Source organism: Xanthobacter autotrophicus (assembly GCF_005871085.1).
In the GTDB taxonomy this organism is placed as follows: domain Bacteria; phylum Pseudomonadota; class Alphaproteobacteria; order Rhizobiales; family Xanthobacteraceae; genus Xanthobacter; species Xanthobacter autotrophicus.
This window is the reverse complement of sequence record NZ_VAUP01000031.1, coordinates 207,762-220,491: the sequence shown is the minus strand read 5'-3', so window position 1 is coordinate 220,491 and position 12,730 is coordinate 207,762. Positions and strand designations below refer to the sequence as shown.

The following is a 12,730-nucleotide window of genomic DNA, read 5'->3' as shown; positions in this document are numbered from 1 at the left end:
TTCGCATGCGCACGGCGGCTTTCGTGCCCTCAGGCGCCGTGCTGGATGAGGTCCGGCAGGCGGCGGGTCAGGGTGCGCAGCACGCTCTGGGAACCCTTGTTCATCACGTCGAACACCCCGTCCGAGGTGGCGGCGGTGCTGAAGCCGTCATGAACGAAGCGGAAATGGGTGCCGCCGCTCGCGGTGGGCGTGAGGGTCCACGTCACCAGCGTGTCGATGTAATGGCCGAAGCCCTTCAGCTCCTCGTGCCCGCCCTTCCAGCTGAACGACAGCTCGCGCTCGGGCACGGCGGTCTTCACCTGGCACTGGAACTCGCCGTCCCAACGCTCGATGGGCCGGCCCCAGATGGTGAAGCGGTGGCCCTCCAGGGGCTGGATGTCGTTGGGAAAGAACCAGACGGCCAGCCATTCGGAATCGGTGATGGCCCGCCAGACAATGTCCACCGGATACTCGAACTCGGCTTCGGTCACGATGGAGCGGGTCTCGACGACATCCGACATGGGCGAAACTCCCCAAAAAAAGGCGAACAAGCAAAAAACGTAGCGCAGGGAGCGAGGAAGCAAGAAGCGGGCCTCAGGCCGCGTCGCATCGTCCGCCGGCGAGCGCGGCATGGAACTGGCGGGCGAAGGCGGCGCGGTCGTCCTCCTGCGCGAACAGGATGTCGGCGCTCCACTCGATGCTGTGGGCGCCATCGGGCCAGACGCGCTCGGCCCGATGCCATGACAGAGCCGGCCAGCGCGGGTTGCGCCGGGGCAGGCCATCGGGCCCCCGCGCCCCCGGACGGCCGAGATGGAAGCTCAGGAACGCCACCACCTCGGGGCGAAACGCGAGGGCGAAGGCGACCCCATGCCGAATGGTCCGGGGCGGCGGCCGCACCAGCGCCTGCTCGATCACTGCGAAGCCCGCCGGGCCGTCACCGTCGGCCAGTTCGCGCAGCACCAGCATGCGGAAACCATGGGCCAGCGCCACGGCCGGAACGGCGTGGACGGCCACAGCTGCGTCATGGGACGGCGCGGCGGCTAGATCGGGACGCGTGGGCGGGTCCGAGGCGCTCATGCGGGTCGGCCCTTGAAGCCCCCCGATGGCGCCGAAACCGCCCGAAGCGCATCTATTGGCACCGTTCCTGCTTCAAGCGGACCACCCCCTGCGCGGGGCGGGCGAGAGGTCACATCTTGGTCAAGACCGACTACATTCCCGAACTCAGCGAGGTGCGCATGGAGCGGCGCGCCCCGGAGGGGCCCTACACCCTCGACGCCGACGACCGCGCCTATATCGAGGGATGCCTCCGGCAGGTGGAAGCCGCCTTCGGCACGCAAGGTTTTACCGGCATGCCGTTCGAGGCCATTCCCGGCCGCGCGCTGATGCGCCGGTTCATCGTGTGGTGGCGCACCCTGGAGCCGGAAACCGAAGCCCAGGGCGAGGCCCACGCCCAATTGCCCGGCGCCATCCGCCTGCTCGACACCGTCTCGTCCTATCTGGAGGAGAAGGCGCGCGGCGGCGGGCGCTGACGGGCGGGTTCCCCCACACGATTTTGGTCCTGCACGTGTTATCAGGCGTGCGGCGGCCACCGCCTCACGCCTTCGCCGAACCGGGCTCGGGCGGGGTGCGATCGGCAGCCTTCAGGGCGTCGATGCAGGCGAACAGGGCCTGACGCCCGTCGGCCAGGGCCGCTTCTTCGGTCTCGCCGACGCCGTGGCAGCCCGGCACATCCGGAAAGCTTGCCACGAAGCCCCCGCCCTCCTCGGGTGGGATGGGCGCGACGGTGACGGGATAGGCTTCAATGCCGGGGGGAAGGGGGGCGCTCATCGGTCCAGCGCGTCCATGCGGTCCACCATGGCGACGAACGCCTTCACATGGACGGCGCGAATCTTCTGCTTCATGGGCACGGCGACGCAATCGGGCACCGAGGGATGGGTGAAGACCACATGGGTCCCCGTCACCTTGCGGAACTTCATCGCATACTGGGATGCGGTGATCTCGATGTCGGCGGGCCGCCACTCCCCGCCGGGATTGGCGCGCAAGGCTTCGAGCCTCTTGTTATGCATGACAGTATCCGTCGAATGAAAAGGGATGAAGCTGGAAAGACTTCAGTGTAGGCGCACGCGCCCTGCGGGCAAGCCGAAATGGTGGGCAGCACCGAGGGGCGGCCTGCGCCAAGCGCAGGCGGGGCGATGTGAATGTCTAGAAGTGAAGGCCGGGCGCCCGTCAGTCCCTGAGCAGGCGGCGGATGACCTTGCCGGTGGTGGTCAGGGGCAGCTCGTCCACGAACTCGAACGCGCGGGGATATTCATAGGTCGCAAGGCGGGTGCGCACGAAGGCGCGGATGTCATCTTCCAGCGCCGCCGAGGGCGTGATGCCCGGCATCAGCACGATCACCGCTTTGACGATCTCGGTGCGCAGCGGGTCCTTCTTGCCCACCGCGGCGGCGATGGACACCGCCGGATGGCGCAGCAGCACATCCTCGATCTCCGCCGGGCCGATGCGATAGCCGGCGGAGGTGATCACGTCGTCGTCGCGGCCGAGGAAGTGGAAATAGCCCTCCTCGTCCAGGGTCGCGAGATCCCCGGTGATGAGCCAGCCGTCGCGCACCTTCTCCTGCGTGGCGTCGGGCCGGTTCCAGTATTCAAGGAACATGACCGGGTCGGGCGCGCGCACGGCGATCTGCCCCATCTGGCCGGGGGGCAGCACCGTGCCGTCCTCGCCCAGCACCGCCACCTCGTGGCCCGGCACCGCCTTGCCGGTGGCCCCGGCCTTGGCCACGCCCAGGACGGCCGAGGAGCCGATGACGTAATTGCATTCGGTCTGGCCGTAGAACTCGTTCACCGGCACCCCGAGGGCCTGCCGGCCCCATTCGAAGGTCTCCGCCCCCAGCGCCTCGCCCGCCGAGCCCACGGTGCGCAGGTCGAAGCTGAAGCGGGCCTTGGGGTCCGGCACGGCGCGCATCATCTTGAGCGCGGTGGGCGGGATGAAGACGTTGCGCACCTGCGCCCGCCGGATCAGATCGAAAGCGGCCTCGGGGTCGAACTTGCCGCGCGGCTGCGCCACCACCGGCACCCCCAGCGCCAGCGCCGGCAGGATGGTGTTCAGCAGCCCGCCGGCCCAGGCCCAGTCGGAGGGGGTCCACATGCGGTCGCCCGCCTGGCCGATGCCGTCATGGGTGAAGGTGACGCCGCTCACATGGGGCAAGAGCACCCGGTGGCCGTGCAGCGCGCCCTTGGGCTGGCCGGTGGTGCCGGAGGTGTAGATCATCAGCGCCGGATCGTCCGGGCCGGAAGTGATCGCAAGCGGCCGGTCCGAGGCGGCGTCCAGCAGGGCATTGAAGTCGAGCACCCCCGCCCGCGCCCCGTCCACATTGATGAGGAGTCCCAGCGCCTCCGGCCGCTCCACCACCTTGGCAAGGCCGGCATCGTCGGTGACGAGGGCCTTGGCACCGGAATCGGCGAGGCGATAGGCGATGGCGTCCACCCCGAAGGCGCCGGCCAGCGGCACCGCGATGGCGCCCATCTTGTAGACGGCGAGATGGGTGACCAGCACATCCAGCGACTGGGGCAGCAGGATCGCCACCCGGTCGCCCCGGCCGATGCCGTGGGCCAGCAGGGCGTGGGCCAGCCGGTTGGAGGCCGCAGCCAGCGCACCGTAGGAGACCGGGCGGAAGCCGGCGCCATGGGGCAGGAACAGTGCAGGCCGATCGGGCGCGCGGGCGGCGATGCCGTCGCAGGCATGGACCGCCATGTTGTAACGGCGCGGAATGTCCCAGGAGAACGCCCGGCGCCGGCGCTCATATTCACTCGTGTGCGCCAGCATAACCCGGCCGACCCTTCTGCCCCCGCAATGTTGCGGCGCACGCTACAGCTTCGCGCCTGCGAGGTGCAAGGGGTCTTTTGCCGGCCCCGGATGCGCCGGCCCGGGCCGAGAACTTCAGGTCACCGCGCGCTCTTGTCCGGCTCGGCCAGCACCAGCGCCCAATAGACCTTGTACTTGGAATTGGGCGCATTGGCCGTGGCGATGCCCATGCGGCTCACCCCCGGCTCCAGCATGTTCTTGTTGTGGGATGGGGAATCGCGCCAGCCGGAGAAGGCTTCAGCGAGGGTGTGATAGCCCGCGCCCACATTCTCCACCGCCTTGGAGGCGTTGTACCCTGAAGCCTTCATGCGGGTCATGAAATTGCGCCCGCCCACCTCGTGGGAGAGGTTGTCGGCCCGCGCCATGGCGTTGGCCTGGTCCTGAGCGATCTTGTTGAGCTGGTCGTCGATGGTCACCGGGCTCAGCCCGCGCCCGACCCGATAGTCGGAGATGATGGATGCGGCCGCGGCCGCATCCACCGGCTTCCCGGTCTTGGCGAGGTTGATGTAGAAGGCCGGCTGGCTGTCGAGCTGGGTATCGGTGGTGCCGCAGGCGCCGAGTGTCAGCAGCAGAGCGAGCCCGGCACCGGCGAGAAGGGGACGGCGGAGGATCGGGTCGCGCATTTCTCTCTTCCAGCTGGTTCGGGGGCTCCTCGCCCCTTGGACATCCCGCCCGCCTCGCCCGGAGCCCGCCATCTCGGCGGATCCTGCGCGCGGGGGACCGCCAGCCTTGTGCGCCCTCGGGGTTGAGGAAGCGTTAGCGGGCGGCACTGGCGCCCGCCGCCGGCGCCTCACTGGAGCGGATCGGGCGGCGCGGGCGGCGGCGGCACCATGTCCACGGGGGCGCGCGACAGCGAGGCCCAGGGCTGGATCGCCATGCCGATGCCGGCCTTGCGGAAGCGCGCGAGCACCTGGAAATGCAGGTCGCTCTTCACCGTCAGGCCGTAGTCCACGTTCGCCACCACGCAGCGCAGCTCGAAGGCCATGCCCGCATCGGCAAACTTGGTGAGGAACACCCGTGGCGGCGGCGTCTGCAGCACCTGCGGATGGTCGCAGGCGCAGCCGACGAGGATGTCGCGCACCTCCTCCGCGTCGCAGTCATAGGACACGTTCACCGCCACGATGATGCGGCCGGTGGTGTTGGAGTGCGTCCAGTTCTTCACCATGCCGGTGATGAGGTCGGAGTTGGGCACGATCACCGTGGCGCGCTCGAAGGTCTCGATCTCGGTGGAGCGCACCGAGATGCGCCGCACATAGCCTTCCTCGCCCTTCACGTTGATGGTGTCACCCACCCGGATCGGCCGCTCCGCGAGCAGGATCAGGCCCGACACGAAGTTCGACACGATGGCCTGGAGGCCGAAACCGATACCCACCGAGAGCGCGCCGGCCACCAGTGCGATGTTCTCAAGGTTCAGCCCCACCTCGCTCATGGCGATCATGATCGCGATGATGGTGCCCACATAGCTGACGATGGTGGCGATGGAGGATTGCAGCGACGGCTCCAGCCCCGAGCGCGGCAACAGGGCGGTGGAGACCCAGCGCTGGAAGGCGCGGGCGGCCACCAGGCTCACCAGCAGCAGCAGCACCGCGTAGAATACGCTCCACAGGGTGATGGTGGCGGAGCCGATGCGCACGCCGAAGGAGGCGCGCTCCACCGTGTCCATCACGTCGGCGGTGGAGGTGCCCCAGCTGCCGGCGATGAGGAAGGCGGCCACCACGAACAAGAGCAGCTTCAGCAGGCCGGACAGCACCACCCCGATCAGCTCCAGGCTGGTGGGCTGGAGGCCGAGGGCCTTGGACATGTGGCGGGCGCGCGGCGTCTCGGCCGAAAGCCCTTCCCCGAAGAAGGAATCGATGAGGGCGTAGAGCAGGTAAAGCCCGCCCAGCACCGCAGCGGCCACTACCATGCGAGCCGCGACGAAGGCGGCGAAGCTCACATAGCCCCCCACCAGGGCGCCGATGAGCAGGATCACCGACATCCAGATGACGAGGCGCAGCCATTGCGGGCGACTGCCGGACGCGGCCGCCGCCTGCTCCGCCGGAGAGGCCTCGCCCTCGGCCTCGATACCGCCATCCTCCGAGCGGGCCACCCCCACGAGGAAGCGGGCGATGAAGCCGGCGATGAACAGGGCGAGGAGCGCGCTGGTCAGCACCGTCAGGCCCACGGGGGCGAACAGCACCTTGTGCATGGCGTTGAGGAAGGCCGCGATGGCCAGCGTCCACACCGCGAACGAGAAATAGCGGAAGGCGAGCGCCGCCGCGGCGTCGGACAAAGGCGGCAGACGGCGCCACGGCTCGTCGGGGGCGAGCAGCGCGCGCGCCACCGCATTGCCGATGGCCTTGATGAAGACCGCCACCACCAGCCCGTGCAGCAGGTCCGAGGCGCGCGGCGGCACCACGTCGAACCCGCCCAGGAAGGCGAGGGCCGCCATGGTGGCGGCGGGTGCCACGCAGGCGTTGAGAACGAGGACCTTCAGCGCCTCGCGGGCGGAGCGCAGGCGGGTGAAGCTCTCTCCCGGGCCGGGGGGCGGGGTGCGCAGCCGGCGGCGCAGCAGGCGTCCACCCAGGACCACCGCGGCGCCGATGCCGAAGCCGCCCACAACGATGCCCAGCAGGGCGAGGGAGCCCTGGCGGCGCTGCGCGAAGGACGACCAGTCGTTGACGAAATAATGGACCGCCCGCCACTCGGACGACACCGAGGACAGCGCATTACCCCAAAGATCCGGATCGAGGATGGAGTCCGAGCGCTCGAACAGCTGGCCGGTGAACAGCGCCCGGCGGCGGGTACTGATGCGGTCTGAGATCTGGTCGGCGCGCAGCAGCAGCGCCCGGTTCTGCTTCAGCACCGCGCCGAGGTCGGAGCTGATCTTTTGCAGGCGCTCGCGATCGGCGGCCACCGCCGGATCTTCCGTGGCGCCGTCGGCCGGCTTGGCGCCGAGGCCGCTGAGCCGGCTCTCGGCGTCAGTGACGCGGGGCGCAATCTGGTCGCTCACCGCCGCAAGGTCGCGGCGGGCGGGGTCGAGCCGCTGGCGCACCTCGTCGAGATCGTTGGGACGCAGGCCCTCCAGCGCCAGGGTGGCGTCGAGGGCATCCAGGGTGGCGCGCGCCGCCTCCAGCTTCTCGCGGGCGGAGGTGATCATCGGATCGGGCGGCAGCACCACCGGCTTGGCCGCTTCGGGCGCGGCGGCAGCAGGTGCGGCGGCGGGCGGGGCTCCGGCGGCAGGAGGGGTTCCAGCGGCGGGCGTTCCGGCGGCAGGCGCAGCCGGCGCGCCCGCAGCGGGCACGCTCTGGTGCGGGGCGGCCTGCCCCTGCGCCGTCTGCGCCCCAGCCGGGGCCAGGGGGACCATCGACACAACCATCGACAGGAAGAGCGCGACCAGAACGGCCGCGGGCTTCGTTACATGCATATCAGACCTCCGCGGCGGCGTTCCTGTCGCCTGAAGGCGGCATGTTCGTGGCGGATGGGAGAGAAAGGCGGCGCGGCAGGGCTTCGAAATCGCGAAAACCGGTATAAAGATCGTCCCGTTTTCGCCTTTTCGCATGCTCCGGCCGCAACCGGAGGCAGAGAGACTCTCGTGATGACCGGCGCCGCTCCCGTCAAGCCCCAGACTGCACCTTCCGCCTCCATTGCCACGCCCGAAGGCACCCCCTTGGCTGCCGCCTCCGATCCCGTCGCGCTGGCCGCCGAGCTGATCCGCGCGCCTTCGGTGACGCCGCACGCGGCCCACGCGCTGGAGCTGGTGGCCCAGCGCCTGGAGGCCGCCGGATACCGGGTGGAGCGCCTGACGTTTGAAACCGGCGGCGTGCCCATTCCCAACCTTTACGCCCGCATCGGCGAAACCGGTCCCAACCTGTGCTTCGCCGGCCATGTGGATGTGGTTCCCGAGGGCGATGCCGCCCAATGGGCCCACGGCCCCTTTGCAGGCACGGTTGAGGATGGCGTGCTCCACGGGCGCGGGGCGGTGGACATGAAGGGGGCGGTGGCCGCCTTCCTCGCCGCCGCGCTCGCCTTCGGCCGGCCGGAGCGCGGCAGCCTCTCCTTCCTCATCACCGGCGACGAGGAGGGCCCGGCGCTGGACGGCACGGTGAAGGTGGTGGACTGGCTGAAGGAGAAAGGCGAGACCATCGATCATTGCCTGCTGGGCGAGCCCACCAATCCCGACGCCCTGGGCGATGCCTTCAAGGTGGGCCGGCGCGGCAGCCTCTCCGGCGTCCTCACGGTGAAGGGGGTGCAGGGGCACGTGGCCTATCCGCACCTCGCCGACAATCCCATTCCTCGCCTCCTGAAGCTCATCGGCGAGCTGACCGCCGCGCCCCTCGACCACGGCTCGGACTTCTTCCCGCCGTCCAACCTCGAAGTTGTCTCGGTGGACGTGGGCAATCCGGTGTTCAACCTGATCCCGGCGCAGGCCACCGCCCGCTTCAACGTGCGCTTCAACGACCACTTCTCGCTGGCGACGCTGAAGTCCGAGATCATCCGCCGCATCGATGGCGCCGGCCTCACCTATGACCTCGAATTCCAGACCGGGGCGAGCCAGAGCTTCCTCACCGCCCCCGGCCCGTTCACGGAGCTGGTCGCCGGCGCGGTGGAGGAGGTGACCGGGCGACGGCCCGTGCCCTCCACCTCGGGCGGCACCTCGGATGCGCGCTTCATCAAGGACATCTGCCCGGTGGTGGAATTCGGCCTCGTGGGCCGCACCATGCACAAGGTGGACGAGGCGACGCCGGTGGCGGACATCCAAGCCCTCACCGCCATCTATGGCCGCATCATCGCCCGCTATTTCGCAACCTTCGCGTGAGTTCCCATGACGCCCGGTGAAACGACACTCGACGAAGACTTCTCCCGGCTCGATGTGGATGGCCGCGACATCGCCATGCGCGCTTTGGCCGGAGCGACGCCGGGCCTGTTCTGGCTGGGCGGCTTCAAGTCGGACATGACCGGCACCAAGGCCGAACACCTCGCCCGCTGGGCCGCCGACCATGGCCGCGCCAACGTGCGCTTCGACTATTCCGGCCACGGCACCTCCGGCGGCGCCTTCGAGGACGGCACCATCTCCCGCTGGCTGGAGGAGGCGGTGGCGGTATTCGACCACAAGACCCAAGGCGATCAGGTGGTGATCGGCTCGTCCATGGGCGGCTGGATCGCGCTGCTTCTGGCGCGGCTGCTGGCCAAAAGGGGAGACCGGCGCCTGAAGGGGCTGGTTCTGGTGGCCCCGGCGCCGGACTTCACCGAGGACCTCATGTGGGCGGGGTTTCCGCCGGAGGTGCGCGCGACCATCGAGAGCACGGGGCGTTTCGAGAAGCCGTCCGCCTATTCCGACTCGCCCTATGTGATCACCCGCGCCCTCATCGAGGACGGCCGCCGTCACCTGCTGCTGGGCGCGCCGTTCGCGGTGGGCTGCCCGGTGCGCATCCTCCAGGGTGCGCATGACGAGGACGTGCCATGGCAGCACGCCATGCGCCTCGTGAGCTGCCTTGCCGAGGATGACGTGGTGTTTTCCCTGATCAAGGACGGCGACCACCGCCTGTCCCGCCCGGAAGACCTGGAGCGCCTGACCGACGCGGTGGCCGAGCTGGCCTGAGGCTCGGCCACCGAAGGCGGGAACAAAACGCCCCGCCCAAGACGACGAAAACCCGCGGAGGCATTGCCGCCCGCGGGTTGATTCGTCAAACCGGGCCGAAGCCCGAAGGTCGGCTTCAGGCCGCGGCGGTCTCCGCCTCGGCGGTCGCAGCCTTGGCGATCAGGCGCTTGAACTCGAGGGCGCGCGGGGACAGTTCCTCGTCGCGAGCCTTCTTGAGGAAGGCGTCGAGGCCACCGCGATGATCCACGCTCTTGAGAGCATTGGCGCTCACCCGCAGGCGGATAGTGCGCTTCAGCGTCTCGCTCTCAAGGGTGACGTTGCACAGGTTCGGGAGGAACCGGCGCTTGGTCTTGTGGTTCGAGTGGCTCACCGTGTGGCCGCTCAGAACCCCCTTGCCGGTCAGATCACACCGCCGGGACATGGCAGAAGTCCTTCTTATCTGGTCTTCAGCGGGGAACGCGAAGCGGGGCCAGACGACCCTGCCGCACTCACCCGCTCTATCGGGAAGCGGCTCGTATAGGGGGATAGGGGCGGACAGTCAAGGTATGGGGAGGACGCCACGGCGCACGCCGCCCCATCCCTCACCCCGGCAGCAGCACGCTCCGGCCCTTCTGGACCACGCCGGCGATGAAATCCGCCGCCACGCGGATGCGGGCGAGGTCGCGGGTGTCGGTGTGGGTGAGCAGCCAGAAGGTGCGCGTCAATCCCACCTCGCCGGGCAGAATGGGCACCAGGGCATCGGGCAGATCACCGGCGAACAGGTCCGCCATGAAGCACGGCAGCACGCACACCCCCGCCCCCGCCTGGGTGGCGGTGAGCTGGGCGACGAGGCTCGAGCTCTTCAGCCGAACGCGAATATCCTTGGCCACCAGCGGCACATAATCCAGCTCCGGCGCGTAGATCAGGTCATCCACATAGCCGATGAAGGGATGGCGCTGGAGACTGGCGCGGCTCTCGATGGGGCCGTGCCGCTCCAGATAGGCCCGCGACGCATAGAGCCCCAGCCGGTAGTCGGTGAGCTTGCGCGCATGGAGCCGCCCTTCCTTGGGCCGCGACAAAGAGATGGCAATGTCCGCCTCGCGCTTCGACAAGGAGAACAGGCGCGGCATGGCGAGGAGCTGGATGTCCAGCTCCGGGTGCAGGTCGGCCAGCGCCGAGATGCGCGGGGCGAGGAAGAAGGTGCCGAAGCCGTCCGGCGCGCCGATGCGCACGGTGCCGGCGACGCCCAGGTCCGCCCCGCCGATCTCGCCCTGCGCCGCCAGCGCCAGGGTCTCCATGCCCTCGGCGGCGGCCATCAGGCGCTCGCCGGCGGCGGTGAGGCCGTAGCCGTGGGGCCGGCGGTCGAACAGCTTCGCCCCCAGCGCCTCCTCCAGCGCGCCGATGCGCCGGCTCACGGTGGAATGCTCCACCTTGAGGCGCGCGGCGGCCGCCGTCAGCCGCCCGGCCCGCGCCACGGCGAGGAAGAAGGTGAGGTCCGACCAGTCGAAATCCCCCGCGCGCACGGCTCCCCCTCATGTGATCCCGGCGGCTCGGACACGCCCGCGCGGCGCTTGGGTAAAACGCCGGGAACCGGTCCAGGACCGGTGCCGCAGGTGTGAATTGACGCACATCGATGGTGCGGAGATTGCCGTAGCTGTGCACAAAAAGATAGGGCAATGTGCCGGCCAACAAAGGGTGCCGCCCAGGTGGTGCCCTCGCTCAAAAGCATCAGATCCTCGGAAACGCACCACAAGGGAAAACCCATCATGCGCGAGATCGGCCATTTCATCGGCGGCAAGCACGTGCCCGGCACGTCGGGCCGCTATGCCGACGTCTACCAGCCCATGACCGGCGAGGTGATCGCCCATGTGGCCCTCGCCTCCACCGACGAGCTGAACGCCGCCGTCGCCAACGCCAAGGCCGCCCAGCCGGCGTGGGCCGCCACCAATCCCCAGCGCCGCGCCCGCGTGCTGATGAAGTTCCTGGAGCTGGTGCAGCGCGACTATGACAAGCTCGCCGACCTGCTCGCCCGCGAGCACGGCAAGACCGTGCCGGACGCCCGCGGCGACATCCAGCGCGGGCTGGAAGTGGTGGAATTCGCGGTGGGCATCCCCCACCTCATGAAGGGCGATTATTCCGACGGCGCCGGCCCCGGCATCGACATCTATTCCATGCGCCAGGCGCTTGGCGTGGTGGCCGGCATCACCCCGTTCAACTTCCCGGCCATGATCCCCATGTGGAAGTTCGGCCCCGCCATCGCCTGCGGCAACGCCTTCATCCTGAAGCCGTCCGAGCGTGATCCCGGCGTGCCCATGCTGCTGGCCGAACTGATGCTCGAAGCCGGCCTGCCGGCGGGCATCCTCAACGTGGTGAACGGCGACAAGGAATCGGTGGACGGCATCCTCGACCATCCGGACATCCAGGCCATCGGCTTCGTGGGCTCCACCGCCATCGCCCAGTACATCTATGCCCGTGGCGCGGCCAACGGGAAGCGCGTGCAGGGCTTCGGCGGCGCCAAGAACCACATGATCATCATGCCCGACGCCGACATGGACCAGGCCGTGGACGCCCTCATCGGCGCCGGCTACGGCTCCGCCGGCGAGCGCTGCATGGCCATCTCGGTGGCGGTGCCGGTGGGCGAGGACGCCGCCGAGCGGCTGCTGGAAAAGCTGGTGCCCCGCGTAGAGAACCTGAAGATCGGCCCCTCCACCGACGGCGCGGCGGACTTCGGCCCCCTCGTCACCCGCGAGGCGGTGGAGCGGGTGAAGAACTACGTGGACATCGGCCTCCAGGAAGGCGCGAAGCTGCTGGTGGACGGCCGCGGCTTCAAGATGCAGGGCTATGAGAACGGCTTCTACATGGGCGGCTGCCTGTTCGACCACGTGACCGCCGACATGCGCATCTACAAGGAGGAGATCTTCGGACCCGTCCTCTCCGTGGTGCGCGCCCCGGACTACCAGGAAGCCCTGCGGCTTCCCACCGAGCATGAATACGGCAACGGCGTCGCCATCTACACCCGCGACGGCGACGCGGCCCGCGACTTCGCCTCCAAGGTGAACGTGGGCATGGTGGGCATCAATGTGCCGATCCCGGTGCCGCTCGCCTACCACACCTTCGGCGGCTGGAAGCGCTCGGGCTTCGGCGACCTCAACCAGCACGGGCCGGACGGCGTGCGCTTCTACACCAAGACCAAGACCGTCACCTCCCGCTGGCCCTCGGGCATCAAGGACGGCGCGGACTTCGTCATCCCCACCATGGGCTGACGGAGCGACTGGACCGGCGCTCCCTTGTACTTGAAATCTCGTGCTATCATTTTTGATAGCACGA

At 69.1% G+C, this 12,730-nt stretch carries 13 protein-coding genes; 4 read left to right on the top strand and 9 right to left on the bottom strand.

Annotation, left to right across the window (positions count from 1 at the left end; genetic code table 11):
* Nucleotides 1–29: 29 nt before the first annotated feature.
* Nucleotides 30–500, bottom strand: coding sequence for an SRPBCC family protein (locus tag FBQ73_RS15025; RefSeq protein WP_138400302.1), 471 nt, complete (start codon nucleotides 498–500; stop codon nucleotides 30–32).
* Nucleotides 501–573: 73 nt separating this feature from the next.
* Complete coding sequence (locus FBQ73_RS15020) at nucleotides 574–1,056, bottom strand: hypothetical protein (RefSeq protein WP_138400301.1); 483 nt, start codon at nucleotides 1,054–1,056, stop codon at nucleotides 574–576.
* Between the two features lie 116 nt (nucleotides 1,057–1,172).
* Between FBQ73_RS15020 and FBQ73_RS15015 the strand changes: the two genes are divergently transcribed.
* Nucleotides 1,173–1,508 carry a hypothetical protein gene (locus tag FBQ73_RS15015; protein ID WP_138400300.1) on the top strand — a complete coding sequence of 112 codons (336 nt, stop codon included), beginning with the start codon at nucleotides 1,173–1,175 and terminating at the stop codon, nucleotides 1,506–1,508.
* Between the two features lie 64 nt (nucleotides 1,509–1,572).
* On the opposite strand, the gene FBQ73_RS15010 is transcribed toward FBQ73_RS15015, so the two are convergent.
* The 5 genes from FBQ73_RS15010 to FBQ73_RS14990 form a co-directional block, all read right to left on the bottom strand.
* Nucleotides 1,573–1,806: a type II toxin-antitoxin system HicB family antitoxin gene (locus FBQ73_RS15010; protein WP_138400299.1), complete on the bottom strand. Its 234-nt coding sequence runs from the start codon at nucleotides 1,804–1,806 to the stop codon at nucleotides 1,573–1,575.
* Complete coding sequence (locus tag FBQ73_RS15005; RefSeq protein ID WP_138400298.1) at nucleotides 1,803–2,045, bottom strand: hypothetical protein; 243 nt, start codon at nucleotides 2,043–2,045, stop codon at nucleotides 1,803–1,805. The genes FBQ73_RS15010 and FBQ73_RS15005 overlap by 4 nt, the downstream gene beginning before the upstream one ends.
* 160 nt (nucleotides 2,046–2,205) lie before the next feature.
* Complete coding sequence (locus FBQ73_RS15000; protein ID WP_138400297.1) at nucleotides 2,206–3,804, bottom strand: AMP-binding protein; 1,599 nt, start codon at nucleotides 3,802–3,804, stop codon at nucleotides 2,206–2,208.
* A 119-nt stretch (nucleotides 3,805–3,923) separates the two neighbouring features.
* Complete coding sequence (locus FBQ73_RS14995) at nucleotides 3,924–4,466, bottom strand: CAP domain-containing protein (protein ID WP_138400296.1); 543 nt, start codon at nucleotides 4,464–4,466, stop codon at nucleotides 3,924–3,926.
* Nucleotides 4,467–4,633: 167 nt separating this feature from the next.
* Entirely contained in the window at nucleotides 4,634–7,249 is a 2,616-nt protein-coding gene (locus FBQ73_RS14990) for a DUF3772 domain-containing protein (protein WP_138400295.1), read from the bottom strand.
* A gap of 171 nt (nucleotides 7,250–7,420) precedes the next feature.
* On the opposite strand from FBQ73_RS14990, the gene dapE reads away from it, so the two are divergent.
* Both dapE and FBQ73_RS14980 read left to right on the top strand, forming a co-directional pair.
* Nucleotides 7,421–8,641 (top strand): succinyl-diaminopimelate desuccinylase, encoded by a 1,221-nt coding sequence (gene dapE / locus FBQ73_RS14985; protein WP_281278815.1) that lies wholly within the window; start codon nucleotides 7,421–7,423, stop codon nucleotides 8,639–8,641.
* Nucleotides 8,642–8,647: 6 nt separating this feature from the next.
* Nucleotides 8,648–9,424 carry an alpha/beta hydrolase gene (locus FBQ73_RS14980; RefSeq protein WP_138400294.1) on the top strand — a complete coding sequence of 259 codons (777 nt, stop codon included), beginning with the start codon at nucleotides 8,648–8,650 and terminating at the stop codon, nucleotides 9,422–9,424.
* Nucleotides 9,425–9,539: 115 nt separating this feature from the next.
* On the opposite strand, the gene rpmB is transcribed toward FBQ73_RS14980, so the two are convergent.
* Both rpmB and FBQ73_RS14970 read right to left on the bottom strand, forming a co-directional pair.
* On the bottom strand, nucleotides 9,540–9,845 hold the full coding sequence (rpmB, locus tag FBQ73_RS14975) for a 50S ribosomal protein L28 (protein ID WP_138400293.1): 306 nt from the start codon (nucleotides 9,843–9,845) through the stop codon (nucleotides 9,540–9,542).
* Nucleotides 9,846–10,005: 160 nt separating this feature from the next.
* Nucleotides 10,006–10,926, bottom strand: a complete 921-nt coding sequence (locus FBQ73_RS14970; protein ID WP_138400292.1) for a LysR family transcriptional regulator — start codon at nucleotides 10,924–10,926, stop codon at nucleotides 10,006–10,008.
* Nucleotides 10,927–11,169: 243 nt separating this feature from the next.
* Here FBQ73_RS14970 and FBQ73_RS14965 point away from each other — a divergent pair, with 243 nt between their 5' ends.
* Nucleotides 11,170–12,666: a CoA-acylating methylmalonate-semialdehyde dehydrogenase gene (locus FBQ73_RS14965; RefSeq protein WP_138400291.1), complete on the top strand. Its 1,497-nt coding sequence runs from the start codon at nucleotides 11,170–11,172 to the stop codon at nucleotides 12,664–12,666.
* Nucleotides 12,667–12,730 lie beyond the last annotated feature (64 nt).

Bases quoted from the DNA above. Each gene is read 5' to 3' on its own strand.
- FBQ73_RS15025 (WP_138400302.1), bottom strand. From the start codon at position 500: ATGTCGGATGTCGTCGAGACCCGCTCCATCGTGACCGAAGCCGAGTTC.
- dapE (WP_281278815.1), top strand. From the start codon at position 7,421: ATGACCGGCGCCGCTCCCGTCAAGCCCCAGACTGCACCTTCCGCCTCC.
- FBQ73_RS15010 (WP_138400299.1), bottom strand. From the start codon at position 1,806: ATGAGCGCCCCCCTTCCCCCCGGCATTGAAGCCTATCCCGTCACCGTC.
- FBQ73_RS14990 (WP_138400295.1), bottom strand. From the start codon at position 7,249: ATGCATGTAACGAAGCCCGCGGCCGTTCTGGTCGCGCTCTTCCTGTCG.
- FBQ73_RS15005 (WP_138400298.1), bottom strand. From the start codon at position 2,045: ATGCATAACAAGAGGCTCGAAGCCTTGCGCGCCAATCCCGGCGGGGAG.
- FBQ73_RS15020 (WP_138400301.1), bottom strand. From the start codon at position 1,056: ATGAGCGCCTCGGACCCGCCCACGCGTCCCGATCTAGCCGCCGCGCCG.
- rpmB (WP_138400293.1), bottom strand. From the start codon at position 9,845: ATGTCCCGGCGGTGTGATCTGACCGGCAAGGGGGTTCTGAGCGGCCAC.
- FBQ73_RS14965 (WP_138400291.1), top strand. From the start codon at position 11,170: ATGCGCGAGATCGGCCATTTCATCGGCGGCAAGCACGTGCCCGGCACG.
- FBQ73_RS15000 (WP_138400297.1), bottom strand. From the start codon at position 3,804: ATGCTGGCGCACACGAGTGAATATGAGCGCCGGCGCCGGGCGTTCTCC.
- FBQ73_RS14980 (WP_138400294.1), top strand. From the start codon at position 8,648: ATGACGCCCGGTGAAACGACACTCGACGAAGACTTCTCCCGGCTCGAT.
- FBQ73_RS14995 (WP_138400296.1), bottom strand. From the start codon at position 4,466: ATGCGCGACCCGATCCTCCGCCGTCCCCTTCTCGCCGGTGCCGGGCTC.